27 protein-coding genes are annotated in these 26,415 nt (G+C 40.7%); 23 read left to right on the top strand and 4 right to left on the bottom strand.

The genetic code is table 11. The features are described from left to right. The first annotated feature begins 129 nt into the window (after window positions 1-129). Both HMPREF1516_RS04870 and manA read left to right on the top strand, forming a co-directional pair. Window positions 130-390 (top strand): SemiSWEET family transporter, encoded by a 261-nt coding sequence (locus HMPREF1516_RS04870; RefSeq protein ID WP_001291473.1) that lies wholly within the window; start codon window positions 130-132, stop codon window positions 388-390. A gap of 260 nt (window positions 391-650) precedes the next feature. Then, the gene (gene manA / locus HMPREF1516_RS04865; RefSeq protein ID WP_001294293.1) at window positions 651-1,595 is read left to right on the top strand and encodes a mannose-6-phosphate isomerase, class I; all 945 of its coding nucleotides are present in this window, start codon (window positions 651-653) and stop codon (window positions 1,593-1,595) included. A gap of 40 nt (window positions 1,596-1,635) precedes the next feature. On the opposite strand, the gene HMPREF1516_RS04860 is transcribed toward manA, so the two are convergent. Beyond that, window positions 1,636-2,976 carry a sodium-dependent transporter gene (locus tag HMPREF1516_RS04860; RefSeq protein ID WP_033606049.1) on the bottom strand — a complete coding sequence of 447 codons (1,341 nt, stop codon included), beginning with the start codon at window positions 2,974-2,976 and terminating at the stop codon, window positions 1,636-1,638. A 251-nt stretch (window positions 2,977-3,227) separates the two neighbouring features. Here HMPREF1516_RS04860 and HMPREF1516_RS04855 point away from each other — a divergent pair, with 251 nt between their 5' ends. Then, window positions 3,228-3,968: a MerR family transcriptional regulator gene (locus HMPREF1516_RS04855; protein WP_000274788.1), complete on the top strand. Its 741-nt coding sequence runs from the start codon at window positions 3,228-3,230 to the stop codon at window positions 3,966-3,968. 28 nt (window positions 3,969-3,996) lie between these two features. Here HMPREF1516_RS04855 and HMPREF1516_RS04850 read toward each other — a convergent pair whose 3' ends face one another. From HMPREF1516_RS04850 to HMPREF1516_RS04840, 3 genes are read right to left on the bottom strand one after another with little or no spacing between them, the layout of a single operon-like run. Then, on the bottom strand, window positions 3,997-4,452 hold the full coding sequence (locus HMPREF1516_RS04850) for an 8-oxo-dGTP diphosphatase (protein WP_033605918.1): 456 nt from the start codon (window positions 4,450-4,452) through the stop codon (window positions 3,997-3,999). Between the two features lie 20 nt (window positions 4,453-4,472). Beyond that, the gene (locus HMPREF1516_RS04845) at window positions 4,473-5,648 is read right to left on the bottom strand and encodes an NAD(P)/FAD-dependent oxidoreductase (RefSeq protein ID WP_000680071.1); all 1,176 of its coding nucleotides are present in this window, start codon (window positions 5,646-5,648) and stop codon (window positions 4,473-4,475) included. Between the two features lie 57 nt (window positions 5,649-5,705). After that, window positions 5,706-6,551, bottom strand: coding sequence for a DegV family protein (locus HMPREF1516_RS04840; protein WP_033605917.1), 846 nt, complete (start codon window positions 6,549-6,551; stop codon window positions 5,706-5,708). A gap of 124 nt (window positions 6,552-6,675) precedes the next feature. On the opposite strand from HMPREF1516_RS04840, the gene HMPREF1516_RS04835 reads away from it, so the two are divergent. The 20 genes from HMPREF1516_RS04835 (at window position 6,676) to HMPREF1516_RS04740 (ending at window position 26,251) form a co-directional block, all read left to right on the top strand. After that, a complete protein-coding gene (locus HMPREF1516_RS04835) occupies window positions 6,676-7,233 on the top strand; it encodes a TetR/AcrR family transcriptional regulator (RefSeq protein ID WP_033605916.1) in 558 nt (185 codons plus the stop codon). An 18-nt stretch (window positions 7,234-7,251) separates the two neighbouring features. Beyond that, window positions 7,252-7,719 carry a deoxycytidylate deaminase gene (locus HMPREF1516_RS04830; RefSeq protein WP_000136990.1) on the top strand — a complete coding sequence of 156 codons (468 nt, stop codon included), beginning with the start codon at window positions 7,252-7,254 and terminating at the stop codon, window positions 7,717-7,719. A gap of 88 nt (window positions 7,720-7,807) precedes the next feature. Further along, window positions 7,808-8,437 (top strand): uracil phosphoribosyltransferase, encoded by a 630-nt coding sequence (gene upp / locus HMPREF1516_RS04825; RefSeq protein WP_000515972.1) that lies wholly within the window; start codon window positions 7,808-7,810, stop codon window positions 8,435-8,437. Between the two features lie 174 nt (window positions 8,438-8,611). Continuing rightward, on the top strand, window positions 8,612-9,202 hold the full coding sequence (locus HMPREF1516_RS04820) for an ATP-dependent Clp protease proteolytic subunit (protein WP_000613460.1): 591 nt from the start codon (window positions 8,612-8,614) through the stop codon (window positions 9,200-9,202). 79 nt (window positions 9,203-9,281) lie between these two features. After that, window positions 9,282-9,551, top strand: coding sequence for a YlbG family protein (locus tag HMPREF1516_RS04815; RefSeq protein WP_000462130.1), 270 nt, complete (start codon window positions 9,282-9,284; stop codon window positions 9,549-9,551). A gap of 87 nt (window positions 9,552-9,638) precedes the next feature. Further along, window positions 9,639-10,799 carry an ABC transporter substrate-binding protein gene (locus HMPREF1516_RS04810; RefSeq protein WP_033605915.1) on the top strand — a complete coding sequence of 387 codons (1,161 nt, stop codon included), beginning with the start codon at window positions 9,639-9,641 and terminating at the stop codon, window positions 10,797-10,799. Between the two features lie 119 nt (window positions 10,800-10,918). Then, window positions 10,919-11,788 (top strand): branched-chain amino acid ABC transporter permease, encoded by an 870-nt coding sequence (locus HMPREF1516_RS04805; RefSeq protein WP_000941409.1) that lies wholly within the window; start codon window positions 10,919-10,921, stop codon window positions 11,786-11,788. 3 nt (window positions 11,789-11,791) lie between these two features. After that, entirely contained in the window at window positions 11,792-12,748 is a 957-nt protein-coding gene (locus tag HMPREF1516_RS04800; RefSeq protein WP_009729953.1) for a branched-chain amino acid ABC transporter permease, read from the top strand. Further along, entirely contained in the window at window positions 12,748-13,512 is a 765-nt protein-coding gene (locus HMPREF1516_RS04795; protein ID WP_033605914.1) for an ABC transporter ATP-binding protein, read from the top strand. The genes HMPREF1516_RS04800 and HMPREF1516_RS04795 overlap by 1 nt, the downstream gene beginning before the upstream one ends. Further along, a complete protein-coding gene (locus HMPREF1516_RS04790; RefSeq protein WP_033605913.1) occupies window positions 13,512-14,222 on the top strand; it encodes an ABC transporter ATP-binding protein in 711 nt (236 codons plus the stop codon). Before HMPREF1516_RS04795 ends, HMPREF1516_RS04790 begins: the two co-directional genes overlap by 1 nt. A gap of 241 nt (window positions 14,223-14,463) precedes the next feature. Next, complete coding sequence (locus HMPREF1516_RS04785) at window positions 14,464-16,242, top strand: phosphotransferase (RefSeq protein ID WP_033605912.1); 1,779 nt, start codon at window positions 14,464-14,466, stop codon at window positions 16,240-16,242. Between the two features lies 1 nt (window position 16,243). Beyond that, window positions 16,244-16,429 (top strand): hypothetical protein, encoded by a 186-nt coding sequence (locus tag HMPREF1516_RS04780; protein WP_000859101.1) that lies wholly within the window; start codon window positions 16,244-16,246, stop codon window positions 16,427-16,429. Between the two features lies 1 nt (window position 16,430). Further along, window positions 16,431-17,858 carry a cytosine permease gene (locus HMPREF1516_RS04775; protein WP_033605911.1) on the top strand — a complete coding sequence of 476 codons (1,428 nt, stop codon included), beginning with the start codon at window positions 16,431-16,433 and terminating at the stop codon, window positions 17,856-17,858. A gap of 152 nt (window positions 17,859-18,010) precedes the next feature. Further along, the gene (locus HMPREF1516_RS04770; protein ID WP_033605910.1) at window positions 18,011-18,667 is read left to right on the top strand and encodes a CBS domain-containing protein; all 657 of its coding nucleotides are present in this window, start codon (window positions 18,011-18,013) and stop codon (window positions 18,665-18,667) included. Window positions 18,668-18,776: 109 nt separating this feature from the next. Then, a protein-coding gene (prfB, locus tag HMPREF1516_RS04765) for a peptide chain release factor 2 (RefSeq protein ID WP_156916951.1) occupies window positions 18,777-19,872 on the top strand; the annotation gives its coding sequence in 2 pieces (ribosomal slippage) (window positions 18,777-18,848 and window positions 18,850-19,872; 1,095 coding nt in all). A gap of 17 nt (window positions 19,873-19,889) precedes the next feature. After that, entirely contained in the window at window positions 19,890-20,582 is a 693-nt protein-coding gene (ftsE, locus tag HMPREF1516_RS04760; RefSeq protein ID WP_000022271.1) for a cell division ATP-binding protein FtsE, read from the top strand. Continuing rightward, entirely contained in the window at window positions 20,575-21,501 is a 927-nt protein-coding gene (gene ftsX, locus HMPREF1516_RS04755) for a permease-like cell division protein FtsX (protein WP_033605908.1), read from the top strand. The genes ftsE and ftsX overlap by 8 nt, the downstream gene beginning before the upstream one ends. 218 nt (window positions 21,502-21,719) lie before the next feature. Then, complete coding sequence (locus HMPREF1516_RS04750) at window positions 21,720-23,906, top strand: PTS transporter subunit IIBC (protein ID WP_084647644.1); 2,187 nt, start codon at window positions 21,720-21,722, stop codon at window positions 23,904-23,906. Window positions 23,907-23,957: 51 nt separating this feature from the next. Next, complete coding sequence (locus tag HMPREF1516_RS04745) at window positions 23,958-24,773, top strand: endonuclease/exonuclease/phosphatase family protein (protein WP_033605907.1); 816 nt, start codon at window positions 23,958-23,960, stop codon at window positions 24,771-24,773. Between the two features lie 134 nt (window positions 24,774-24,907). Next, window positions 24,908-26,251: a DEAD/DEAH box helicase gene (locus HMPREF1516_RS04740; RefSeq protein WP_033605905.1), complete on the top strand. Its 1,344-nt coding sequence runs from the start codon at window positions 24,908-24,910 to the stop codon at window positions 26,249-26,251. Window positions 26,252-26,415: the final 164 nt, after the last annotated feature.

Genomic DNA, 26,415 nt, shown 5'->3' with positions numbered 1-26,415 from the left:
TTCAATCTGAAGAGGACTTTATCATAAGATTGTGATAGTTTACATCTTCATAACAAAAGTTTCAAAGTCTTGATTGTTTTGAAGAAAGATTATAAAATATGATTCATAAAAATGAAAGAAGTTTTGAAAATGTCTGAAAAACAAATGAAAATTTTGGGCTGGGTAGCGACCTTCATGTCCGTTATGATGTATGTGTCTTACTTCCCACAAATCATGAACAACCTGGCTGGTCAAAAAGGAAACTTCATCCAACCCTTGGTCGCAGCCATTAACTGTAGTCTTTGGGTTTACTACGGTCTTTTCAAGAAAGAAAGAGATATTCCACTTGCGGCTGCTAATGCACCGGGTATCGTTTTTGGCCTAGTAACGGCTATCACAGCTTTGATTTAAAAGGAACAAAAGAGACTGGTTTTTAGTCTTTTTTTAGCGAAATATAGTCTTAAGTGAAAAATTTTAAGGCGAGTTGAGGAAAACAGCCGTTGACAGCGAGCTTTCTGCCTGCTGCTTTAGGGTTTCCTCCATCAAGTAAAAGATTGTTTCGTTACTATTTTTACAAAATCTTCTCCCTACTTTATAAGATCTGAAAAAGAGTTCAATTCGAACTCTTTTTTTGCTATAATGAGGGGAGAAAAATCAGACAGGAGATCGACATGTCAGAACCATTATTTTTACAATCAGTTATGCAAGAAAAAATCTGGGGTGGAACCAAGCTACGTGATGAGTTTGGTTACGATATTCCAAGTGAAAAAATCGGGGAATACTGGGCTATCTCAGCTCACCCAAATGGGGTTTCAAAGGTCGCTAATGGTCGCTTTGAAGGAACAGACCTAGCTACATTGTATGCGGAACACCGTGAATTGTTTGGCAATCGTCCAGAACCTGTATTTCCACTCTTGACCAAGATACTCGATGCCAACGATTGGCTCAGTGTCCAAGTTCATCCAGACGATGCCTATGGACTAGAGCACGAAGGCGAACTTGGAAAAACAGAGTGCTGGTACATCATCGCTGCGGATGAAGGTTCAGAGATTATCTATGGTCATAATGCCAAGTCTAAAGAAGAACTCCGCCAGCAAATCGAAGCTAAAGACTGGGATGGTTTATTAACAAAAGTCCCTGTCAAGGCTGGTGATTTCTTCTATGTACCAAGCGGAACCATGCACGCTATTGGAGCAGGTATCTTGATTCTTGAAACGCAACAGTCTAGCGATACCACCTATCGTGTCTATGACTTTGACCGTAAGGACGACAAGGGCAACTTGCGTGAACTTCACCTTGAAAAATCTATCGATGTTTTAAACATTGGAGAACCTGCCAATAGCCGTCCTGTAACTATCAAAGCAGATGATCTACGTTCCACTCTCCTTGTATCCAATGATTTCTTCGCAGTTTACAAGTGGGAAATCACTGGCAAAGTTGACTTTGAAAAGACAGCTGACTACAGCTTGTTGAGTGTCTTGGCTGGTCAGGGTCAACTGTCTGTTGATGGGATAAACTATCCAATCCAAAAAGGTAGCCACTTTATTCTACCAAGTGATGTCGAAGCTTGGACTTTAGAAGGCCAAGGCTTGGAATTGATTGTTAGCCATCCATAAAAAAGAAAGGGCCTGAGCTTATTACTCAAGTCCTTTTTGATTACATAAATTGGGCGATAAAAACCACAACGATGATAATAGGAATGATGAAACGAAGGAGGAAGAGCCAGACTTGGAAAAGTCCTTGTTTCCATGCTCTTTCATCAAGATGGAGTTCCTCCTTAGCAAGAGCCTTCTTAAAGATGTAGCCTGTAAAAAGTGACAGGCAGAGAGCTCCAAATGGCATGAGGAGATTGGAAACCAAGAAGTCCATAGCGTCAAAGAAGGTCTTCCCAAAGATGTGAACATCCGCCATAACACCGTAAGATAGGGCTGAAGGAATGCCAAAGACAAAGGTTAAAATCCCTAAAATAGCACTCCATTTGCCACGCTTGCTGTTGTCCTGATTGGTGATATTGCCCACATTGATTTCCAGCATCACGACAGAAGAAGTGACCGTCGCAAAGAGGAAGAGCAAGAGGAAAAGAATGTAGAAAATAGTTCCAAAAGGCATCTTGTCAAAGAGTTGAGGCAAGACGATAAACAGCAGGCTTGGTCCCCCTTCAGACTGGATATTGAAGGCTGACATGGCTGGGAAAATAGCTAGTCCCGCCATGATGGATACCGAGATGTTCATGGCTACGATGGAAATCCCTGACTGGACCAGATTGGTTTTCTTGTCCAAGTAGGATGCATAGGTCAGCATGGCTGTCACCCCTAGTGAGAGGGCAAAGAAAGATTGTCCCAGAGCATAAAGGAGACCAGCGCTAGTTAGTTTTGAAAAGTCTGGTTTGAGGAAGTAGAGAACCCCTTCCATGGCGTTTGGCAAGCTGAGAGAGCGCCCAATGATCACGACAAAGATGATAAAGAGCAGCGGCATCATGACTTTCGAAGCTCTTTCAATCCCTTTTTGAACCCCACGTGATACAATAAAGATATTCAATAAGATAAAGGTTGCTTGAGCTCCTAGGGCAATGGCTGGATTTGAAATGATTGAAGTAAATAACTGAGCATAATCACCCGTTCCACCAAGTTGGAACAATTTCCCAAACTCAATACCCAGATAAACCAGAATCCAACCTCCGATGACACTGTAAAAGGAGAGAAGGATAAAGAGGGCAAAGGCACCAATCCAACCGATAAAGTTGTACTTGCTATTGTTCCCCAGTTTTCCAAAGGTTTTGATAGCGGAAACGCCAGCACTACGACCAAGGGCAAACTCAGCCAGCAGGAGCGGGAAACCGATTAAAATAGTGGAAATGAGAAAGACCAGTAAAAAGCCTCCACCGCCATTTGCAGCAGTCATATAGGGAAATTTCCAAACGGCACCAAGTCCGATGGCTGAACCGGCAGATGCTAGGATAAAGCCCAGTTTCGAGCCCCATTGCGATTTTTCTGACATAGTTGAAACTCCAGTCTCTTTTTTAAAATAAGAAAAGGCTACTTGAGTTGTCAAATAGCCTTCTCTCAATGGCTCTTTATGAGCTTTCTGTTTGATTGATAGACTTGACTATCCTATCATGTTTTCTAAGGTCTGTCAAGAAAACCATTTTCAAGTTTTCACACCTTTCTCAAAAAGTTAAAAATTTTTCGCAAAAACGCTTGACTCTGACCTAAGGGGAGGGGTTATACTATCTTTGTAAGGAGGAAATCATGTACCATATAAAAGAAGCTGCGCAGCTTTCAGGTGTCTCTGTCAAGACCCTGCACCACTACGATAAGATAGGGCTCTTGGTTCCCTTAAAGTCGGAAAACGGCTATCGAACCTATAGTCAGGAGGATTTGGAACGACTTCAGGTCATTCTGTATTATAAATATCTAGGCTTTTCTTTAGAAAAAATAGCAGAGCTGTTAAAGGAAGAAAGGACAGATTTATTGCCCCATTTGACCAGACAGTTGGACTATCTAACTCGGGAAAGGCAACACCTGGATACCTTGATTTCCACCTTGCAAAAAACCATTCAAGAACAAAAAGGAGAAAGAAAAATGACGATTGAGGAAAAATTCACTGGATTTAACTACCAAGACCATCAAAAATACCACCAAGAGGCGGTAGAGAAGTATGGACAAGAAGTCATGGACCAGGCTCTCGAACGCCAAAGTGGTAGAGAAGATGAGGCTACGGCTGCCTTTAACCAAGTTTTTCAAGCTTTGGCTCAAAACCTTAAAAATGGACTAGCTGCAACAGCGGCCGAAAACCAAGAGCAAGCAGCTAAGCTCTTGCAAGCCCTTCGTACTTATGGGTTTGACTGCTCTATAGAGGTATTTGGCCATATCGGTAAAGGCTACGTCTATAACCAAGAGTTTAAGGAAAACATTGACAAATTTGGAGCTGGAACAGCCCAGTACACATCAGATGTTATTGCAACTTACGTTCAGACAAATGCAGAATAAATAGGCTAGGAATTTCCTAGCCTATTTTTTACTTCAAATCATAAAGCCAGTCGTCACCGTCTTTGTAGTAAAAGAATTCACTGAGATCTTCTTCTAGAAATACACGAAGCATATCAGACATATCATCGGTTGCAAGTTTTAGATGAGACAGATTGTCAAAATCTTCCCACCAAACTTTCCCTTCGTCTGAAGACTGGAGTTCACCAGTAAAGTGTTCTGTCTTGTAAAAAAGGACGACATAACGATAATCCTTGTCATCGTACCAGTTTTTGATACCACAGAGTTGGAGTTTGGAAATGGTCAGACCAGTTTCTTCTTTCACTTCACGAACGACAGCATCGACAAAGGATTCGCCACGTTCAACATGACCACCAGGAAAAGTAATACCAGGCCAGTCAGGGCTCACTCTGTCTTGGACCAGAACCTTATCTCCGTTTTGAATCATGCACATGTTGACAAATTCAACTGATTCTCTTCTATTCATTCTTCATAACCTTTGATTTTTTAATCATAATGGAGACTTCCTGCTACCCATCCGGTGCAGAGGGCAGAAGTGATGTTAAAGCCACCCGTGTGAGCATTGATATCCAGTACCTCGCCAGCAAAGTGGAGCCCAGGAACGAGTTTGCTTTCCAGAGTTTTGGGATTGATTTCCTTGAGACTGACGCCTCCTTTGGTGACAAAGGACTTAGCCAATGACATTTTACCAGTGACAGGAATTTTGAGATCCTTGATAGATTGGACAAGTTGCTCGCGTTCCTTTTCAGTCAGTTGTTTGACTTTTTCAGGATAGCCTTGCACCAAAAATTCAGCCAAGCGTTCTGGAAGCAAAGTTTTTAAAGCATTTTTCAAGGATTTTTCCCGATTTTCTTCTAGAAATGCAACCAAGTCCTTCTCAGAAAGCTGAGGTAAAACATCGAGTGAAAGAACCTCTCCGCCCTTGACAAAGCTAGACATGCGTAGGGCAGCGGGACCGGATAGACCAAAGTGGGTAAAGAGCAAATCGTGGGTGATGACATGCTTGCCATAGCTTAAGGTCACATCGTCTAGTGAAATCCCCTGAAGCGCTTTGTGTGGAAAATCAGTCAACAATGGGCTCTCAGCAGCTTCAAGCTCGGTAATGGTATGTTTAAAATGACGGGCAATCTCATGACCGAAACCAGTCGAGCCAGTAGAAGGATAGGATTTTCCACCAGTTGTGACAATGAGTTTATCGCAAGTGAAGGTTTGGTCTGCGGATTTAAGGACAAACTGGTCGTCTATCTTTTTAACCGAAACAATTTCTGTTTGAGTAGCAACTTGACCACCAAGTTCAGTGATTTTCTTTTCTAGCGTCTCGATAATGGTCCGAGACTTGTCACTAGCAGGAAAGACGCGTCCGTGGTCCTCGACCTTAAGTTTAACACCATTTTCCGTAAAAAAGTTGATAATATCGTGGTTATCAAACTGGGAAAATACACTGTATAGAAAGCGCCCGTTACCAGGAATTCCAGCCATTAGGTCATCTAAAGTTCCATTGTTGGTCACATTACAACGACCACCGCCCGTTCCAGCTAATTTTTTGCCAAGTTTTCGATTTTTTTCGATGAGAAGAGTTTTTTGACCATAAAAGCTACTGGAAATTGTAGCCATCATGCCAGCAGGTCCACCACCGATGACAATAGTATCAAAATGTTTCATAGCTCTATTGTACCACAAAAAACAAGAGATGCTTGGCATCTCTTGTTGCTCATAATCTTAGTTAATTTCATATCCCATCAACAAACCGCCATCTTCCGCATAGAAACTGCAGAGACCAGACGTCGGGATGATTTTGATATCCGCTTGCGGGAAGGTTTCTAGCAAGCGTTCTGACAATTGCTGACAGAATTTTTCATTACTGCGATGAGCCATGACAATTCGACCACCAGCATAGCCAGCTTTGATGAGTTCTTCATAGGCTGCTTGAAGAGATTTTTTTGGTCCACGCGCTTTCTGGAGTAGTTCTAGGGTTCCAGTTTCACTTGCTTCCCCAACCATACGGATGTTGAGAAGGCCAACAACTGCACCGATAAGCTTACTCAAACGGCCATTTTTGACTAAGTTATCAACTTTAGCAAGAACAAAGAGTAACTTCGTTTTTTTTTGGTAGGCTGTAATAGCTTCAACAATTTCTTCAAAAGAAAGTCCTTGATCAATCAAGTCATTGATTTTTTCTACAATTAGGTCAACTTCCCCACCAGCAGATAAACTATCAATCACATGAATCTGAGTGTCAGGGTGTTCTTCAAGGTAGATGTTCTTAGCGAGCTGAGCACTATTATGGCTACCTGAAAGAGTACCAGTAATGGTAACGACAAAGATATGCTTTGCACCTTCAAATGCACGCAAGTAATCATCAGGGCTAGGACAAGCTGATTTTGAAGCCTCAGAAGTCGCATTCATGGTTTCCATCATGTGGTCAATGTCGAGATTGGCATCATCGATAAAGACCTGATCAGCTACTTGAATGGTTAAAGGAACACTAACAAATTCAGTATCAATAGCAGGAGTTGCCAGTTGACGATAATCACAACCAGAGTCAGCCACAATCTTCCAAGTCATAGAAATTCTCCATCTTTGTCACTTATACATTGACAAAGGTTCTGTCTTTTTTTACAATTGTATCATGAATGTCCTTGAAACAAAAGTATCACCTCTCTGTTGTTACAAGTAGAAAGAAATTGTTATGTCTGAACGTAGAATATCTGAAAAATCTCTTGAAAATCTCAGAAAATCAAATCAAGAATCCAATTTTTTAACCAGAGAAGCAATCGAGACGGCTCTTTTGCAACTTCTAGAGAAAAAGGACTTGGCAAAGATCAGTATTTCAGAATTAGTCAAGCGGGCGGGCGTCTCTCGTGCTGCCTTCTATCGTAACTATGACTCCAAAGAAGAGATTTTGGAAAGTGTTTTTAAACGCAGTGTCCATAACATTATGGAACAGTTGAGCCACTACGATGTCAAAACCGACCTTTATCTAGTCTGGGTTCACTTTTTCAGAGCAGCCAAGAAAGAAGCCAAGGTTATCCAACTTGCTCTGGACTACCATTTGGAAAAGATTTTCGTCCAAGCCATGCAGGAATTTCTAGAAAAATACCACGGAAAGTCAAAAGGTGTCAGCAGCTATCTTCATTCCTTTTGGAGTTCTGCCATCGTATCGGTTCTGCTCAAATGGATCAAGGATGGCATGAAGGTTCCGGCTGAAAAGATTGCAGATTTACGCTTGCCATTTTTCAAAAAATAGGGAATAAGGAGAAGAATTATGACAGAAAAAAGACTGGCTTGGGATGAGTACTTTGCAGCTCAGGCTTTACTGATTGCCAATCGTTCGACCTGTAAACGTGCCAAGGTGGGAGCTGTCCTCGTTAAGGACAATAAAGTCATTTCAACAGGCTACAATGGTTCCGTATCAGGAACGGAACACTGTATTGACCACGAATGTCTGGTCATTGAAGGTCACTGTGTTCGAACCCTTCACGCCGAGGTTAATGCTATTCTCCAAGGGGCTGAGCGAGGGGTTCCCAGAGGATTTACAGCCTATGTGACCCATTTCCCTTGTCTGAACTGCACCAAACAACTGCTACAAGTTGGTTGCAAGCGCGTGGTTTATATCAACCAGTACCGAATGGATGACTATGCCCAGTACCTTTATCATGAAAAAGGCACCGAGTTAACCCATTTACCATTAGAGACTGTTCAGACAGCTCTTCAAGAGGCAGATTTGATTTAAAAATTAATAAAAATAAATGGTTTAGAAAGCTTTTTAAACCGTTTTTTGATATAATAAGAAGAATAAATTGAAAGAAGGAACTCAGAAAATGGGAAAAATTGAAGTCATTAATCATCCACTCATTCAACACAAATTGTCAATCTTGCGTCGTACAGACACTTCTACAAAAGCTTTTCGTGAGCTAGTAGATGAGATTGCAATGTTGATGGGATATGAAGTACTTCGTGATCTTCCACTTGAAGACGTTGAAATTGAAACACCTATCACAAAGACCGTTCAAAAACAATTGGCTGGTAAAAAATTGGCGATTGTCCCAATTTTGCGTGCAGGTATCGGGATGGTAGATGGTCTCTTGAATCTGGTTCCAGCAGCAAAAGTTGGACACATCGGTATGTACCGTGATGAAGAAACCCTTCAACCAGTTGAATACTTGGTGAAATTGCCTGAGGATATTGACCAACGTCAAATCTTTGTCGTTGATCCAATGTTGGCAACAGGTGGCTCAGCAATCTTGGCTGTAGATTCACTTAAAAAACGTGGCGCATCCAATATCAAGTTTGTCTGCCTGGTATCTGCTCCAGAAGGTGTAAAAGCCCTTCAAGAAGCACACCCAGATGTAGAAATCTTTACTGCGGCTTTGGATGAACGCTTGAACGAACACGGTTATATCGTTCCAGGTCTTGGAGATGCTGGAGACCGCTTGTTCGGTACTAAATAAAATCCCAAAGTAAATATTGAAACTAGAAGTTTGTTTTTGACTTGAAAGGAGGTTGAGTTTTTGTTTCTGTTTAGAGAATAGAGCAAAAAATTGACCTTTTTTGACCAAAAAGATATAATAGTTCTGTATTGAAGTCGTATGACTAAGAAAATTCAACATTAAAAGGAGAAATGAATGATTCCTGTAGTTATTGAACAAACAAGCCGTGGAGAACGTTCATATGATATTTACTCACGTCTACTAAAAGATCGTATCATCATGTTGACTGGACCAGTTGAAGACAACATGGCCAATTCCGTTATTGCCCAATTGCTCTTCTTGGATGCCCAAGACAGTACAAAAGATATTTACCTTTATGTCAACACACCTGGAGGCTCTGTTTCAGCTGGTTTGGCAATCGTTGATACTATGAACTTTATCAAGGCAGATGTCCAAACCATCGTGATGGGGATGGCAGCCTCAATGGGGACTATCATTGCATCAAGTGGAGCAAAAGGCAAACGTTTCATGCTTCCAAATGCAGAGTATATGATTCACCAACCAATGGGTGGTACAGGTGGTGGTACCCAACAAACAGATATGGCAATCGCTGCAGAGCACTTGCTTAAAACTCGTAAGACTTTGGAGCAAATCCTTGCAGATAACTCTGGTAAATCAGTCGAGCAAATTCATGTAGACGCAGAACGTGATTACTGGATGAGTGCCCAAGAAACACTTGAGTATGGTTTTATTGATGAAATCATGGTCAACAATTCTTTGAGCTAACCAACCTAAAAAGCAAACTCGACGGGGTTTGCTTTTTTTGATATAATTAGGAGAAGATTTCTTAGAAAGAGGATTTATCATGTTTGAAAAGGTCAATCGATCAGGATTAATCATCTATCTTTACTATAATCGGGATGCAAAGAAACTTCAGGAATACGGTGACATCTGTTACCATTCTAAGAAGCATCGCTACTTGCAACTCTATGTTCCAACTGAGGAGTTAGATGACTTAGTAGAGAGATTAGGTAAGGAAAGATTTATCAAGAAAATTAGGCGGTGTCACATTCAAGAGTTAGAAACTCCCTTTGTTGGGAATCTCTATCGAAATGAAGAAAACGTTATCATTTAAAAAAGTGAATAAAAAGGTTGACAATTTTCTGATAATTCGGTATATTCTTAACATACTATTTTTGAAACAACTATAAGGAGATTAAAAATGAAGAAAAAATTTGCCCTATCTTTTGTGGCTCTTGCTAGCGTAGCTCTTCTCGCTGCTTGTGGAGAGGTCAAGTCAGGAGCGTCAAATACAACTGGTAACCCAGTAGACGAAAAGACTATCAAAATCGGTTTTAACTTTGAAGAAACAGGTGCTGTAGCTGCCTATGGTACTTCTGAACAAAAAGGTGCTCAACTTGCTGTTGATGAAATCAATGCTGCAGGTGGTATCGATGGAAAACAAATCGAAGTTGTGGATAAAGATAACAAATCTGAAACTGCTGAGGCTGCCTCTGTTACAACGAACCTAGTGACCCAATCAAAAGTTACAGCTATTGTAGGACCTGCGACATCTGGTGCAACTGCTGCAGCTGTAGCCAACGCTACTCAAGCAGGGGTTCCATTGATTTCACCAAGTGCGACTCAAGATGGATTGACCAAAGGTCAAGATTACCTATTTATCGGAACATTCCAAGATAGCTTCCAAGGGAAGATTATTTCAAACTATGTGACAAACAAATTGAATGCTAAGAAGGTTGTTCTTTATACTGACAATGCTAGTGACTATGCTAAAGGTATTGCTAAATCTTTCCGCGAAACCTACAAGGGTGAGATTGTAGCAGATGAAACGTTTGTAGCAGGTGATACAGACTTCCAAGCAGCCCTTACTAAAATGAAAGGGAAAGAGTTTGACGCTATCGTTGTTCCAGGCTACTACACAGAAGCAGGTAAAATCGTAAACCAAGCCCGTGGTATGGGAATTGATAAACCAATCGTTGGTGGTGATGGATTTAACGGTGAAGAATTTGTTCAACAAGCAACAGCTGAAAAAGCATCAAACATTTACTTCATCTCAGGATTCTCAACTACAGTTGATGTTTCTGAAAAAGCTAAAGCTTTCCTTGAAGCATACCGTGCTAAATACAATGAAGAGCCTTCAACCTTCTCAGCCTTGGCTTATGACTCAGTTTATCTAGTAGCCAATGCTGCAAAAGGTGCTAAAAACTCAGGTGAAATCAAGGACAACCTTGCTAAAACAAAAGATTTTGATGGTGTAACTGGTCAAACGAGCTTTGATGCTGACCACAATACAGTGAAAACTGCTTACATGATGACCATGAACAATGGTAAAGTAGAAGCAGCAGAAGTTGTAAAACCATAACATTAGAATAGTAGTTGAAATAGGGAATGAGCCTTTGACTCACTCCCTGTTTCGGTGTTTATGAACTTGTGAAAATTGAGAAATTTTCTAAAAAATAACGATAGAAAAGAGTGAATGCTATGCTCCAACAACTTGTGAATGGTTTAATTCTGGGTAGTGTTTATGCACTTTTGGCCTTGGGTTATACCATGGTTTATGGAATTATCAAACTCATCAACTTCGCCCACGGTGATATTTATATGATAGGTGCCTTTATTGGTTACTTTTTGATTAATTCCTTCCAAATGGATTTCTTTTTAGCTTTGATTATTTCAATGGCAGGAACCGCACTACTTGGTGTTGTGATTGAATTTCTTGCCTACCGTCCTTTGCGACACTCTACACGTATTGCCGTATTGATTACTGCCATCGGAGTGTCTTTCCTACTGGAATACGGAATGGTTTATCTAGTAGGTGCCAATACTCGTGCCTTCCCTCAAGCAATTGAAACAGTCCGCTTTGACTTGGGACCAATTAGCTTGACAAATGTTCAATTGATGATTTTAGCAGTTTCTGTACTCTTGATGGTTTTATTGCAATTAATCGTCCAAAAAACAAAAATGGGGAAAGCTATGCGTGCGGTATCAGTTGATAGTGACGCAGCTCAATTGATGGGAATTAATGTAAATCGTACAATCAGTTTTACCTTTGCTTTGGGTTCAGCTCTTGCTGGTGCGGCAGGTGTCCTCATTGCCCTTTACTACAACTCTCTTGAACCTTTGATGGGTGTGACTCCAGGTCTAAAATCATTCGTTGCGGCCGTACTTGGTGGTATCGGGATTATTCCTGGTGCAGCTCTAGGGGGATTTGTAATTGGTTTGTTGGAAACATTTGCTACTGCCTTCGGTATGTCTGATTTCCGTGATGCTATCGTATATGGAATCTTGCTTTTGATTCTGATTGTTCGACCTGCAGGTATCCTTGGTAAGAATGTGAAAGAGAAGGTGTAAACAATGAAGACAAATCTTAAAGTAAATATTCTCTGGTTATTCCTTCTGTTAGCGGGTTATGGATTGATTAGTGTACTGGTTTCTGCTGGTGTTCTCAATCTATTCCATGTCCAAATTTTAGAACAAATTGGGATTAATATCATCCTTGCAGTAGGTTTGAACTTAATCGTTGGTTTTTCAGGACAATTCTCACTCGGTCATGCTGGTTTTATGGCGATTGGGGCTTATGCAGCAGCGATTATTGGTTCAAAATCACCAACCTATGGTGCCTTCTTTGGAGCAATGGTCTTGGGTGCCTTGATTTCTGGTGCAGTCGCTTTGCTCGTTGGTATTCCAACACTCCGTTTGAAGGGTGACTACCTGGCTGTTGCGACACTAGGTGTCTCAGAAATCATTCGTATCTTTATTATTAATGGTGGAAGTTTGACCAACGGTGCTGCTGGTATCTTGGGTATTCCAAACTTTACCAATTGGCAAATGGTTTATCTTTTTGTGGTGGTCACAACTATTGCAACTCTCAACTTCCTACGTAGTCCAATCGGACGCTCTACTCTATCTGTTCGTGAGGATGAGATTGCTGCAGAATCCGTTGGGGTAAACACTACAAAGATCAAGATTATCGCTTTTGTCTTTGGTGCCATTACAGCAAGTATTGCTGGTTCACTTCAGGCTGGTTTTATCGGATCTGTTGTGCCAAAAGATTACACCTTTATTAATTCCATCAACGTGTTGATTATCGTTGTATTTGGTGGACTTGGATCTATTACTGGTACCATCGTTTCAGCGATTGTTTTAGGAATTTTAAATATGCTCCTTCAGGATGTTGCTAGCGTACGTATGATCATCTACGCCTTGGCTCTTGTATTGGTGATGATTTTCAGACCAGGTGGACTTCTTGGGACATGGGAATTAAGTCTATCACGTTTCTTTAAAAAATCTAAGAAGGAGGGACAAAACTAATGGCACTACTTGAAGTTAAACAGTTAACCAAACATTTTGGCGGTCTAACAGCTGTTGGAGATGTCACTCTTGAATTGAACGAGGGAGAATTGGTTGGTCTGATTGGACCGAACGGGGCTGGTAAAACAACCCTTTTCAATCTCTTGACTGGTGTTTATGAACCAAGCGAAGGTACTGTGACACTAGATGGTCATCTCCTAAATGGGAAAACTCCCTACAAGATTGCTTCACTTGGTCTCAGTCGTACCTTCCAAAATATTCGTTTGTTCAAGGACTTGACAGTTTTGGAAAATGTTTTGATTGCATTTAGCAATCATCATAAACAACATGTCCTTGCGAGCTTTCTACGCCTACCAGCTTTTTATAAGAATGAGGAAGAATTAAAAGGCAAAGCTTTGGACTTGCTGAGGATCTTTGATTTGGATAGTGATGCAGATACTCTTGCCAAGAATCTGGCCTATGGTCAACAACGTCGATTAGAAATCGTTCGTGCTCTGGCAACAGAACCTAAAATCCTCTTTTTGGATGAGCCCGCGGCTGGGATGAATCCACAAGAAACAGCTGAATTGACAGAATTGATCCGTCGTATCAAAGATGAATTTAAAATTACCATCATGCTCATCGAACACGACATGAATTTGGTTATGGAAGTCACTGAGCGTATCTATGTTCTTGAATATGGTCGCTTGATTGCTCAGGGAACTCCTGACGAAATTAAGACGAATAAACGTGTTATCGAAGCTTATCTAGGAGGTGAAGCCTAATGTCTATGTTAAAAGTTGAAAACCTCTCTGTGCATTACGGTATGATCCAAGCAGTTCGTGATGTAAGTTTCGAGGTTAATGAAGGTGAAGTTGTTTCCTTGATAGGTGCCAATGGTGCTGGTAAAACAACCATTCTTCGTACCCTTTCAGGTTTGGTTCGTCCAAGTGCTGGTAAAATTCAGTTTTTAGGAAAAGAAATTCAAAAGTTGCCAGCTCAAAAAATCGTGGCAGGTGGTCTTTCACAAGTTCCTGAGGGACGCCATGTTTTCCCAGGATTGACTGTTATGGAAAACTTAGAAATGGGAGCCTTTTTAAAGAAAAATCGTGAAGAAAATCAAGCCAACTTGAAAAAAGTCTTTTCACGTTTCCCTCGTCTGGAAGAACGCAAAAACCAAGATGCGGCAACTCTTTCAGGCGGTGAACAGCAGATGCTGGCTATGGGACGCGCTCTCATGTCTACACCTAAGCTCCTCCTCTTGGATGAGCCGTCAATGGGACTTGCCCCTATCTTTATACAAGAAATTTTTGATATCATTCAAGATATTCAGAAGCAAGGAACAACAGTTCTTCTAATTGAACAGAACGCTAACAAGGCCCTCGCTATCTCTGACCGTGGTTATGTCCTTGAAACAGGAAAGATTGTCCTATCAGGAACAGGAAGAGAACTCGCCTCATCAGAAGAAGTCAGAAAAGCATATCTAGGTGGCTAAAACAATCCAGTGGATTGTTTTAGTCGGCAGATAAGGATTGCAACCAAGCGAAACCTAATACGACTACTTATCAAAAATATAAAATATTTCAGGGCTCCAGAATAAGGAGCTCTTTTATGTATATGTTTTTCAGGAAAGGGAAGAAGGTCTTAATTTTTACTCATTGTTTCCCTATTTGAATTGACAGTTATTTTTGTTCATATTATATGGGTAAGTGGAAATTGAACAGGAGGACTGAGAAATGGTAACAGAAAAACAATTTAAACTTTTGCGTTTTATGTTGACACATAAAGAAAAGACCTTTACTCAGAGACAGTTAGCTGAAGAGCTAGATTTATCTTTAGGGACAGTTAACACATTGTTGAAAAAACTGAAAGAAGAGAAGAGGGTTGATGAGGAGCTTCACTTAACAGAACTAGGCCAGAAAGTTTTAGAGCCCTATCGAGTAGAAAATGCTATTATAATGGCTGCTGGAATGAGTAGTCGTTTTGCTCCTTTGTCTTATGAGATTCCTAAAGGATTGCTTCAAGTTAAGGGGGAACGCTTGATAGAGAGGGAAATCAGACAACTGCAAGAAGCAGGAATAGAAGATATAACCGTTATCGTAGGCTATCTTCAAGAAAAAATGTTCTATCTTGCTGAGAAATTTGGTGTAAAAATTGTAGTGAATAATGACTACTACAAATACAATAACTGTTCATCTCTCATGTTGGTTAAAAATCAACTTTCCAACACTTATATTTGTTCATCGGATAATTATTTTGTGGAAAATCCGTTTGAGCAATATATTTATAGAGGTTATTACTCGACCATATTTGCAGAAGGTCAAACGGACGAATATTGTGCTATAGAGGATTCGAATCACACGATCATTGATATCCAGATTGGTGGAGAAAATACTTGGGCCATGGTGGGGCACGTTTATTTTGACCGTACATTTAGCGAGAAATTCAAGGAAGTTTTAGAAACCGAGTTTAAGCACGAACCTTATCGGGAACAGCTTTGGGAGGATTACTATAGTCGCCATGTCAAAGAACTCCTTTTAGAAGCTCGCCACTATTCAGCGGATAGTGTTAAAGAATTTGATTCACTAGATGAACTCCGTCAATTTGATGAACGTTATTTGGTAAATGCAGACTCAGCTATTATCGATAATATCTGTAAGACATTAAAGTGTGTGGCTTCAGATATTGTCAATATCAAACCACTAAAAGATGGATTAACCAACACATCATTTTCATTTGACTGTCTAGGGAAAAAATATGTTTACCGTCATCCGGGCAGGGGAACGGAAAATTATATCGACCGAGCTAGTGAAGCAGCTTCTATGGAAATTGCTGCAAAATTAAAGATTGACCGTACCTTCGTAGCTATGAACAAGGATGAGGGCTGGAAAATTTCAGAATTTATTCCCAATGCTAAGCAATTGGATTATGATAATTGGGATGATGTGGCACAAGCAATGGATCTCTTGAGACGGTTACACCAATCTGGAGAAAAAACGGAACATTCCTTTGACCAATTTGAGGGAATTGATGATTTTAGAGAAAAATTGAAGGCTAGAAATCGATTTGAATTTGATGGCCTCGAGGAATTGGATGAAACTGTTTCAATTCTCAAAAACTATTTACAGAATGATCCGAAACAGGTTGTTCTTTGTCACGGAGATTCCTATAGTCCTAATTTCTTGTTGAATGAAGCAGGCGAAATGAGCTTGATTGATTGGGAATATTCTGGAATGGGAGAGCCAGCAGGAGATTTGGGCACCTTTATCGCGTGTTCCAATTATACCGTAGAGGATGCTGAAAAAGTACTGGAATTGTATCTACAAGACGTACCAGATAAGAAAACCAAACGTCACTACTTGGCTTATGTAGCAGTGACCTCATATTACTGGTTCTTGTGGGCTTTGTTCCAGGAGAGTGTTGGAAAACCAGTCGGTGAGTTCCTCTACATTTGGTATCGCTATACCAAACAATATGGACAACTGGCTCTTGACTTGTATTTGGAGGAGAACTGAGATGAAAACGACATCTGAAATTGAAGAATTAGTAGCAGCTGAAACAAAGAGAAGATTGGAAGAAATGGAGTCACCAAACTACGAGTTTGTTCAACCCTTCCTAAAAAGTGATTTCATTTTAATCATCTCCATAGTCCTAATCAACCTTGTTTTGATTATCTTAGCAATGACGGGAGGAATTCAATAACATGTCTAAAATGAATGACTATATCCAACAAGAAACCATAACTGGAATTGTTCCCATGACCAATAAGGATCGTCAGTATTCTTTCTGGGATCTCTTTCTATCGACAAGTGGTTTTGCCATTGCTACTTGGTGTTATACCCAAGGAGCCTATGTAGCTCAATATTTGACCTTTAATCAAATGTTGATAAATATTTTTAGCTTTAACATTATCTGGGTCTTTATTGAATGTCTTCCTATTTTGTTTGCGGTTAAGTATGGAATTGATTTGTGGATTTGGTTGAGAGCTGTTCTAGGAAAAAGAGGTGTAGCCCTGTTATCAACCATTATTAGCTTGGCTAACTTTGGATGGTATGCTGTTGCGGCCAATCTTTTTGCTAGTTCCATGATCCATTTGGCAAATAACTTTGGTCTTGGTTTGGACAAGGGAATATGGGCGCCAATTCTTGGTACCCTCTGTGTTCTCCTTGGGACTCTCATTGCTCTTGGAGGTCCAGAAGTGATTAAATGGACCAATCGCTTCTTGGTTATCGCCTTGTTGATTGTCGGTCTCATTATCGTTGGAATCTGCTTTGTCGCCGTTCCTATAACTGATATTATGAATATCCAACCAGCCACTCAAGGAGATTTGACGCCATTAGAACGCTTCATGCTTTCTGGAGAAGGAAATGTTGCCTTTGCCTTTTCTTGGTCTACACAAGCATTGGTTTTACCGCGTTTAGCAAAATCAGAACGCAGCGGTTATTGGGCTACAGCCTTATCATACGGAGTTGTGGCTCCATTCTTCGTTGCGACAGGTGGAGTCATGGCTCTAGCCATGTTTGTCAAAACAGGTGTTTATGAAAGTGATCCAACAACCATGCTATCAACTCTAAGCACCCCAGCCTTTGCTCTCTTAAGTCTACTATTAGTAGCCTTTGCCAATATTGGAACCCAGGGGACAGGATCGTACGTGAACTGTATGATTGTTAAAAGTGGGATGCCCAAAGTAAGCTATAAACTAATGGTTTGGATTGCCATGGTTTACGTGAGTCTACTCACTATCTGGGGAGGAGTAGAAGAGTATTTCGGATCCTTCATCTCCCTAGCCGCCTATATTCAGGGGCCAATTATTGGTATGATTGTTGTCGACTATTTTATCTTAAGAAAACGAAAACTCGACTTGCGTTCAGCCTATTTCCTTGAAGGGCATAACGCCTACGAATTTACTAAAGGATTTAACTTAGTTGGCTTGTCTTGCGTATTTATCTCCTTATTGGTAGCGGTACTATTTGTCTACAACCCTGTAACTGCACAAATTCAAAGTCCAATCTTTTTAATCACAACGGGTAGCGGATTTACTGCGCTATTCGGTGGACTACTATACTGGCTAGCTAGTCTTAGCCCACTGAAACGTTATATGATAAAAGATCGAGACACTGTTACGATTTAAGAAGAGAGGGGACTTCGGTTCCCTTTTAACTTACACTGGCATTTTATGCAAATTTCTCAGATTGTTCAAAATCTTGAAAAAGAGATGAAAGCGTTTGATAGATTTTCTAAGAAAGTGTATAATAAAAGTAGCAATATAGAAGGAGAAGTCCCATGGCAGTTAAAGATTTCATGACCCGTAAGGTAGTTTATATCAGTCCAGATACAACTGTGGCACACGCAGCAGATTTGATGCGCGAGCAAGGTTTGCACCGTTTACCTGTTATCGAAAATGATCAATTAGTCGGATTGGTAACAGAAGGAACCATCGCGGAAGCCAGCCCATCTAAAGCAACCAGTCTCTCTATCTATGAGATGAATTATCTTCTAAATAAAACCAAAGTAAAAGATGTAATGATTCGAGATGTCGTGACTGTTTCTGGCTATGCTAGTCTAGAGGATGCGACCTACCTGATGCTGAAAAATAAAATAGGGATCTTACCAGTCGTAGACAATCATCAGGTCTACGGCGTCATTACAGACCGCGATGTTTTTCAGGCTTTCTTGGAAATCGCCGGATACGGAGAAGAGGGGATTCGGGTTCGTTTCATTACAGAAAATGAAGTCGGAGTACTGGGGAAAATTGTAGCTTTAATTGTAGAAGAGGATTTAAATATTTCCCATACTGTAAACATTCCACGTAAGGATGGCAAGGTCGTCATCGAAGTTCAAATTGATGGAAAAATCGATTTGACTGCATTAAAGGAAAAGTTTGAAAAAGAAGGAATTCAAGTGGAGGAAATCACTCAGACCTCTGCCAAAGTCCTTTAAACCAGAGGCTTTCGGGCCTCTTTTCTTCTGCCACAAAAGCGATGAAAAGCAAAATATGGAAAGAAATAAGAGATTATGGTATAATAAAACGATATGAAAAGGAGTATCTATGGACATTTCAGAAATTCGTCAAAAAATTGACGCAAATCGTGAAAAATTAGCTTCTTTCAGGGGGTCTCTTTGACCTCGAAGGCTTAGAGGAAGAGATTGCCATCTTGGAGAACAAGATGACAGAACCTGATTTTTGGAACGATAATATCGCGGCCCAAAAAACGTCGCAAGAATTAAATGAATTAAAAAACACCTACAACACCTTCCGTAAAATGGAAGAGTTGCAGGATGAAGTTGAGATTTTATTGGACTTTTTAGCAGAAGACGAGTCAGTCCATGATGAACTGGTCGAGCAGCTAACCGAGTTGGATAAGATGATGACCAACTACGAGATGACCCTTCTCTTGTCAGAACCTTATGACCATAATAATGCCGTCTTGGAAATCCATCCAGGATCTGGTGGTACTGAGGCTCAGGACTGGGGCGATATGTTGCTCCGCATGTACACTCGTTATGGAAATGCCAAAGGCTTTAAAGTAGAAGTCTTGGATTACCAGGCTGGTGATGAAGCGGGTATCAAGTCTGTGACCTTGTCTTTTGAAGGTCCCAATGCATACGGACTACTTAAATCAGAAATGGGTGTTCACCGTTTGGTCCGTATTTCACCATTTGACTCTGCCAAACGTCGCCATACTTCATTTACATCCGTAGAGGTTATGCCTGAGCTGGATGATACTATCGAAGTGGAAATTCGTGAAGATGATATCAAAATGGATACCTTCCGTTCAGGTGGTGCTGGTGGACAAAACGTCAATAAAGTTTCAACAGGTGTGCGTTTGACACACATTCCTACGGGGACTGTCGTCCAGTCAACGGTCGATCGTACCCAGTATGGAAATAGAGATCGTGCCATGAAGATGTTGCAGGCTAAACTCTATCAGATGGAGCAAGAAAAGAAAGCTGCGGAAGTTGATTCTCTCAAAGGTGAGAAAAAAGAAATCACATGGGGAAGTCAGATCCGTTCTTATGTCTTCACACCTTATACTATGGTAAAAGATCACCGTACAAGCTTTGAAGTTGCTCAGGTAGATAAGGTGATGGATGGAGACCTTGATGGTTTTATCGATGCCTACCTCAAGTGGCGAATCAGCTAAGATAGAAAGGAACTCATATGTCAATCATTGAAATGAGAGATGTTGTCAAAAAGTATGATAATGGAACGACTGCCCTGCGTGGTGTCTCTGTCACCATTGAACCAGGAGAGTTTGCCTATATCGTAGGACCTTCTGGGGCAGGTAAGTCAACCTTTATTCGAGCTTTATACCGAGAAGTAAAGATCGAAAAAGGAAGCCTATCAGTTGCAGGCTTTAATTTAGTTAAAATTAAGAAGAAAGATATCCCGCTTCTACGTCGTAGTGTTGGGGTTGTCTTTCAAGATTACAAACTCTTGCCTAAGAAAACGGTTTATGAGAATATTGCCTACGCAATGGAAGTTATCGGAGAGAATCGCCGTAACATCAAAAAACGTGTTATGGAAGTGTTGGACCTAGTAGGTTTGAAACACAAGGTTCGTTCTTTCCCGAATGAACTCTCAGGTGGAGAACAGCAACGGATTGCGATTGCCCGTGCGATTGTCAACAATCCTAAAGTATTGATTGCTGATGAACCAACAGGAAACTTGGACCCAGATAATTCGTGGGAAATTATGAATCTGTTGGAACGCATCAATCTTCAAGGGACAACTGTTTTGATGGCGACCCACAACAGCCAGATCGTAAATACCTTGCGCCACCGTGTCATTGCCATTGAAAACGGCCGTGTCGTTCGTGACGAAGCTAAAGGAGAATATGGATACGATGATTAGTAGATTTTTTCGCCATTTATTTGAATCATTAAAGAGTTTAAAACGAAATGGCTGGATGACAGTAGCAGCAGTAAGTTCGGTTATGATTACCTTGACGCTCGTTGCCTTATTTGCATCCGTAATTTTTAATACAGCAAAACTGGCTACCGATATTGAAAACAACGTTCGTGTTATGGTCTACATTCGTAAGGATGTAGCAGATAACAGTGAAACGATTGAAAAAGAAGGTCAGACAGTTACCAATAATGACTACCACAAGGTCTATGATGCTTTGAAAGCTATGCCTGCTGTAAAAAGTGTTACCTTCTCAAGTAAAGAAGAACAATACGAGAAACTGACGGAAACAATGGGTGACGATTGGAAGGTCTTTGAAGGGGATGCAAACCCTCTCTATGATGCCTATATCGTCGATACAAATTCTCCGAGTGATGTTAAAACAGTAGCTGAAGAAGCAAAGAAAATTGAGGGAGTATCAGAAGTTCAAGATGGTGGAGCCAACACTCAACGACTTTTTGAACTAGCTTCCTTTATCCGTGTTTGGGGATTGGTTATTGCAGGGCTCTTGATTTTTATCGCAGTCTTCCTCATCTCCAATACCATTCGTATCACCATTATTTCACGTAGTCGTGAGATTCAGATCATGCGTCTTGTAGGAGCGAGAAATGGCTATATCCGTGGCCCATTCTTGCTAGAAGGTGCTTTTATTGGCTTGCTTGGCGCAGCGATTCCCTCAGTTCTTGTATTCTTTGTTTACAATATCGTTTATCAATCGGTCAATAAATCCTTGGTAGGCCAAAACTTATCAATGATTACGCCAAATGTGTTTGTCCCTTTGATGACAGTTCTACTATTTGTAATCGGAATTTTCATTGGTTCAATTGGTTCAGGAATTTCGATGCGTCGATTCTTGAAAATCTAATTGGATATAAATGCAAATTGCAGAACAAATCAGAAAAATGATACATTTTTAAAAGAGAAGTTTTCGTAAACTTCTCTTTTTCCTTCTAAAAATTAAAAAAAGTAGACAATTTTTTTATAAAAGCCTTTACAAAAAAAAATAAAGTGGTATAATTGAATTATAAATAAGTGCAAACGTTTTCGTAAAACGTTTGCCTAAAAAATATAAAGGAGATTTGAATGATGAAAGATACATTCAAAAATGTCTTGTCTTTCGAATTTTGGCAAAAATTCGGTAAGGCATTGATGGTGGTTATCGCTGTTATGCCGGCTGCTGGTTTGATGATTTCAATCGGTAAGTCGCTTGCATTGATTGACCCAAATCTTGCCCCACTTGTTATTACAGGTGGAATTCTTGAGCAAATCGGTTGGGGAGTTATCGGTAACCTTCATATTTTGTTTGCTCTTGCTATCGGTGGTAGCTGGGCAAAAGAACGTGCAGGCGGTGCTTTTGCAGCCGGGCTTGCCTTTATCTTAATCAACCGTATCACTGGTACTATCTTTGGAGTTACAAGTGATATGCTGAAAAACCCTGAGGCTATGGTCACTACTCTCTTTGGAGGCTCAATCAAAGTTTCTGATTACTTCATCAGTGTTCTTGAAGCACCAGCATTGAACATGGGTGTTTTTGTAGGGATTATCTCTGGTTTTGTAGGGGCAACTGCCTTTAACAAATACTACAACTACCGTAAACTTCCTGATGCGCTTTCATTCTTCAATGGGAAACGCTTCGTACCATTCGTTGTCATCCTTCGTTCAGCTATTGCAGCAATTGTACTTGCAGCTTTCTGGCCAGTTGTTCAAACAGGTATCAACAACTTTGGTATCTGGATTGCCAATTCACAAGAAACAGCACCTGTTCTTGCACCATTCTTGTATGGTACTTTGGAACGTTTGCTCTTGCCATTTGGTCTTCACCACATGTTGACTATCCCAATGAACTATACAGCTCTTGGTGGTACTTATGACATTTTAACTGGTGCAGCTAAAGGTACTCAAGTATTCGGTCAAGACCCACTATGGCTTGCATGGGTAACAGACCTTGTAAACCTTAAAGGTACTGATGCTAGTCAATACCAACACTTGTTAGATACTGTTCACCCAGCTCGTTTCAAAGTTGGACAAATGATTGGTTCATTCGGTATCTTGATGGGTGTCATCGTTGCTATCTACCGCAATGTTGATGCTGACAAGAAACACCAATACAAGGGTATGATGATTGCGACAGCCCTTGCAACATTCTTGACAGGGGTTACTGAACCTATCGAGTATATGTTTATGTTTATCGCAACACCTCTTTACCTAGTGTATGCTCTTGTTCAAGGTGCTGCCTTTGCTATGGCGGATATTGTTCACCTTCGTGTGCACTCATTCGGTTCAATTGAATTCTTGACTCGTACTCCGCTAGCTATCAACGCTGGTCTTGGTATGGATATCATTAACTTTATCTGGGTAACTGTCCTCTTTGCAGTCATCATGTACTTCATTGCCAACTTCATGATTAAGAAATTCAACTATGCAACTCCAGGACGTAACGGAAACTATGAAACTGCTGAAGGAGCATCAGAAGATGCAGCTCCAGGAGAAACAAAAGTTGCAGCGGCTTCTCAAGCTGTAAATATCATTAACCTTCTTGGTGGTCGTGCAAACATCGTAGATGTAGATGCATGTATGACTCGTCTTCGTGTAACTGTTAAGGATGCAGATCGTGTTGGTACTGAGGAACAATGGAAAGCAGAAGGCGCTATGGGGCTTGTCATGAAAGGACAAGGTGTCCAAGCTATCTACGGACCAAAAGCTGACGTATTGAAATCTGATATCCAAGATATCCTTGACTCAGGTGAAGTAATTCCTGAAACTCTTCCAAGCCAAATGACAGAAGCTCAAAAAAATACTGTACATTTTAAAGGTGTAACTGAGGAAGTTTACTCAGTAGCTGACGGTCAAGTTATTGCCTTGGAACAAGTGAAAGATCCAGTCTTTGCTCAAAAAATGATGGGTGATGGTTTTGCAGTAGAACCAGCAAATGGAAACATTGTATCTCCAGTTACAGGTACTGTATCAAGTATCTTCCCAACAAAACATGCACTTGGACTTGTTACTGAATCAGGTCTTGAAGTACTTGTTCATATTGGTTTGGATACTGTAAGCCTTGAAGGAAAACCATTTACTGTTCACGTTTCTGAAGGACAAAAGGTTGCAGCAGGTGATCTTCTTGTTACAGCTGACTTGGATGCTATCCGTGCAGCAGGTCGTGAAACATCAACAGTGGTTGTCTTTACAAATGGTGATGCTATCAAATCAGTTAAATTAGAACAAACAGGTTCTCTTGCAGCTAAAACAGCAGTTGCTAAAGTAGAATTGTAATATACTCGAGGTTGGAAGCTGTTTTCCAACCTCTTGTTTTAGGAGAAAAGCATGAAATTTTTAACACTCAATACTCATAGTTGGATGGAAAAAGAAGCAGAGGAAAAATTCCAGCTCTTGCTCCAAGATATTCTTGACAAAGATTATGATTTGATTTGTTTTCAAGAAATTAATCAAGAAATGACTTCGCCGGAGGTAGAGGTTAACAATCACTATCAAGCTTTACCATCAGCAGAACCTATTCATCAGGATCACTATGTACGACTTCTGGTTGAAAAATTGGCTGAGAAAGGGAAAAACTACTACTGGACTTGGGCTTATAATCATATTGGCTATGACCGCTACCATGAAGGTGTAGCTATCTTATCCAAAACACCGATTAAGGCGCGTGAGATTTTAGTATCAGATGTAGATGATCCAACAGATTACCACACTCGTCGAGTTGCTTTAGCAGAAACAGTAGTTGAAGGCAAGGAACTTGCTCTTGCAAGTGTCCATCTCTCTTGGTGGGATAAAGGTTTCCAAGAAGAATGGGCACGATTTGAGGTTGTATTAAAAGAGTTGAAGAAACCTCTGATTTTAGCTGGAGATTTCAACAACCCAGCTGGTCAGGAAGGCTATCAAGCGATTTTAGCTAGCCCATTAGGATTACAAGACGCGTTTGAAGTTGCGAAAGAAAGAAGTGGTAGCTATACCGTTCCACCAGAAATTGATGGCTGGAAAGGCAATACCGAACCACTACGAATCGACTATGTCTTTACGACAAAAGACTTAGAAGTGGAAAGTTTGCATGTAGTTTTTGATGGCCAAAATGGTCCACAAGTCAGTGACCACTATGGTTTGAATGCTGTATTGACCTGGAAATAATGAAAGAGGTTGGAATCAGAGGTTCCAACCTTTTAAGCTACTTGAATCTTTAATACAGGACTGAGATTCAAATGAAGCTACTGAAATAGGACAAAATATGGTATAATGGTTAGATAAATAGAATCGAGGATAATATGTCATTTACGAAATTTCAGTTTAAAAACTATATAGAAAAGGCATTGGAGGAGTTGAAGTTTACGACTCCTACCGAAGTTCAGGAAAAGTTGATTCCTATTGTCTTGGCAGGTCGTGACTTGGTGGGCGAGTCAAAAACAGGTTCAGGAAAAACCCACACTTTCTTACTACCCATTTTTCAGCAATTAGATGAAACTAGCGATAGTGTGCAAGCAGTCATTACTGCACCAAGTCGTGAGTTGGCTACTCAAATTTACCAAGCAGCTCGTCAGATTGCAGCTCACTCAGATGTAGAAGTTCGTGTGGTTAATTATGTAGGTGGTACGGATAAGGCGCGTCAGATTGAAAAACTGGCTAGCAACCAACCACATATCGTTATCGGAACGCCAGGTCGCATCTATGACTTGGTCAAATCTGGTGATTTGGCTATTCACAAGGCCAAGACCTTTGTCGTCGATGAAGCCGATATGACCTTGGATATGGGATTCTTGGAGACAGTCGATAAGATTGCAGGGAGCCTTCCAAAAGACTTGCAATTCATGGTCTTTTCAGCGACTATTCCACAAAAATTGCAACCGTTCTTGAAAAAATACTTGTCAAATCCTGTCATGGAAAAAATCAAGACCAAGACAGTCATCTCAGATACGATTGATAACTGGTTGATTTCGACCAAGGGCCGCGACAAGAATGCTCAGATTTATGAATTGACTCAGTTGATGCAGCCTTATTTGGCAATGATCTTTGTTAACACAAAAACGCGTGCTGATGAGTTACATGCCTACTTGACTGCCAAAGGATTGAAGGTAGCAAAGATTCATGGAGATATTGCTCCTCGTGAACGCAAGCGGATCATGAACCAGGTGAAAAATCTGGATTTTGAGTACATTGTCGCAACGGACTTGGCAGCGCGCGGAATTGACATTGAAGGTGTTAGTCATGTCATCAATGACGCCATTCCGCAGGATTTATCTTTCTTTGTTCACCGTGTTGGACGGACGGGACGAAATGGTCTACCTGGCACAGCTATTACCCTTTACCAACCAAGTGATGACTCGGACATCCGTGAGTTGGAGAAATTAGGGATCAAGTTTATTCCTAAGATGATCAAAGACGGAGAGTTCCAAGATACCTATGACCGTGATCGTCGTGCCAACCGTGAAAAGAAGCAGGATAAGCTTGATATTGAAATGATTGGCTTGGTCAAAAAGAAAAAGAAAAAAGTCAAACCGGGCTATAAGAAGAAAATCAAATGGGCGGTTGATGAAAAACGTCGCAAAACCAAGCGTGCTGAAAATCGCGCACGTGGCCGTGCAGAGCAGAAAGCCAAACGCCAAACATTTTAAGAACAAAATTGGAGCTGAATGGCTCCTTTTTGTAACTTTGTTTTATAAATTATCGAAAAGAATGCAAAAATGAGTAAAAAGTGGTATAATGATAAGGTTATATAGTCCCGATAAGATGGTAGGTATTCATTACTAGTAGTTTTCCTATCAGTACTTTGTAACTC

The sequence above is a fragment of the Streptococcus sp. CM6 genome (assembly GCF_000526095.1).
GTDB lineage: Bacteria > Bacillota > Bacilli > Lactobacillales > Streptococcaceae > Streptococcus > Streptococcus oralis_BW.
Note: the sequence above shows the minus strand (reverse complement) of the source record. Positions and strands in the feature narration are given on the sequence as shown.

What these genes read in the sequence shown, in the direction of transcription:
- HMPREF1516_RS04870 (WP_001291473.1), top strand. Translation starts at nt 130, where the DNA reads ATGTCTGAAAAACAAATGAAAATTTTGGGCTGGGTAGCGACCTTCATG.
- manA (WP_001294293.1), top strand. Translation starts at nt 651, where the DNA reads ATGTCAGAACCATTATTTTTACAATCAGTTATGCAAGAAAAAATCTGG.
- HMPREF1516_RS04860 (WP_033606049.1), bottom strand. Translation starts at nt 2,976, where the DNA reads ATGTCAGAAAAATCGCAATGGGGCTCGAAACTGGGCTTTATCCTAGCA.
- HMPREF1516_RS04855 (WP_000274788.1), top strand. Translation starts at nt 3,228, where the DNA reads ATGTACCATATAAAAGAAGCTGCGCAGCTTTCAGGTGTCTCTGTCAAG.
- HMPREF1516_RS04850 (WP_033605918.1), bottom strand. Translation starts at nt 4,452, where the DNA reads ATGAATAGAAGAGAATCAGTTGAATTTGTCAACATGTGCATGATTCAA.
- HMPREF1516_RS04845 (WP_000680071.1), bottom strand. Translation starts at nt 5,648, where the DNA reads ATGAAACATTTTGATACTATTGTCATCGGTGGTGGACCTGCTGGCATG.
- HMPREF1516_RS04840 (WP_033605917.1), bottom strand. Translation starts at nt 6,551, where the DNA reads ATGACTTGGAAGATTGTGGCTGACTCTGGTTGTGATTATCGTCAACTG.
- HMPREF1516_RS04835 (WP_033605916.1), top strand. Translation starts at nt 6,676, where the DNA reads ATGTCTGAACGTAGAATATCTGAAAAATCTCTTGAAAATCTCAGAAAA.
- HMPREF1516_RS04830 (WP_000136990.1), top strand. Translation starts at nt 7,252, where the DNA reads ATGACAGAAAAAAGACTGGCTTGGGATGAGTACTTTGCAGCTCAGGCT.
- upp (WP_000515972.1), top strand. Translation starts at nt 7,808, where the DNA reads ATGGGAAAAATTGAAGTCATTAATCATCCACTCATTCAACACAAATTG.
- HMPREF1516_RS04820 (WP_000613460.1), top strand. Translation starts at nt 8,612, where the DNA reads ATGATTCCTGTAGTTATTGAACAAACAAGCCGTGGAGAACGTTCATAT.
- HMPREF1516_RS04815 (WP_000462130.1), top strand. Translation starts at nt 9,282, where the DNA reads ATGTTTGAAAAGGTCAATCGATCAGGATTAATCATCTATCTTTACTAT.
- HMPREF1516_RS04810 (WP_033605915.1), top strand. Translation starts at nt 9,639, where the DNA reads ATGAAGAAAAAATTTGCCCTATCTTTTGTGGCTCTTGCTAGCGTAGCT.
- HMPREF1516_RS04805 (WP_000941409.1), top strand. Translation starts at nt 10,919, where the DNA reads ATGCTCCAACAACTTGTGAATGGTTTAATTCTGGGTAGTGTTTATGCA.
- HMPREF1516_RS04800 (WP_009729953.1), top strand. Translation starts at nt 11,792, where the DNA reads ATGAAGACAAATCTTAAAGTAAATATTCTCTGGTTATTCCTTCTGTTA.
- HMPREF1516_RS04795 (WP_033605914.1), top strand. Translation starts at nt 12,748, where the DNA reads ATGGCACTACTTGAAGTTAAACAGTTAACCAAACATTTTGGCGGTCTA.
- HMPREF1516_RS04790 (WP_033605913.1), top strand. Translation starts at nt 13,512, where the DNA reads ATGTCTATGTTAAAAGTTGAAAACCTCTCTGTGCATTACGGTATGATC.
- HMPREF1516_RS04785 (WP_033605912.1), top strand. Translation starts at nt 14,464, where the DNA reads ATGGTAACAGAAAAACAATTTAAACTTTTGCGTTTTATGTTGACACAT.
- HMPREF1516_RS04780 (WP_000859101.1), top strand. Translation starts at nt 16,244, where the DNA reads ATGAAAACGACATCTGAAATTGAAGAATTAGTAGCAGCTGAAACAAAG.
- HMPREF1516_RS04775 (WP_033605911.1), top strand. Translation starts at nt 16,431, where the DNA reads ATGTCTAAAATGAATGACTATATCCAACAAGAAACCATAACTGGAATT.
- HMPREF1516_RS04770 (WP_033605910.1), top strand. Translation starts at nt 18,011, where the DNA reads ATGGCAGTTAAAGATTTCATGACCCGTAAGGTAGTTTATATCAGTCCA.
- ftsE (WP_000022271.1), top strand. Translation starts at nt 19,890, where the DNA reads ATGTCAATCATTGAAATGAGAGATGTTGTCAAAAAGTATGATAATGGA.
- ftsX (WP_033605908.1), top strand. Translation starts at nt 20,575, where the DNA reads ATGATTAGTAGATTTTTTCGCCATTTATTTGAATCATTAAAGAGTTTA.
- HMPREF1516_RS04750 (WP_084647644.1), top strand. Translation starts at nt 21,720, where the DNA reads ATGATGAAAGATACATTCAAAAATGTCTTGTCTTTCGAATTTTGGCAA.
- HMPREF1516_RS04745 (WP_033605907.1), top strand. Translation starts at nt 23,958, where the DNA reads ATGAAATTTTTAACACTCAATACTCATAGTTGGATGGAAAAAGAAGCA.
- HMPREF1516_RS04740 (WP_033605905.1), top strand. Translation starts at nt 24,908, where the DNA reads ATGTCATTTACGAAATTTCAGTTTAAAAACTATATAGAAAAGGCATTG.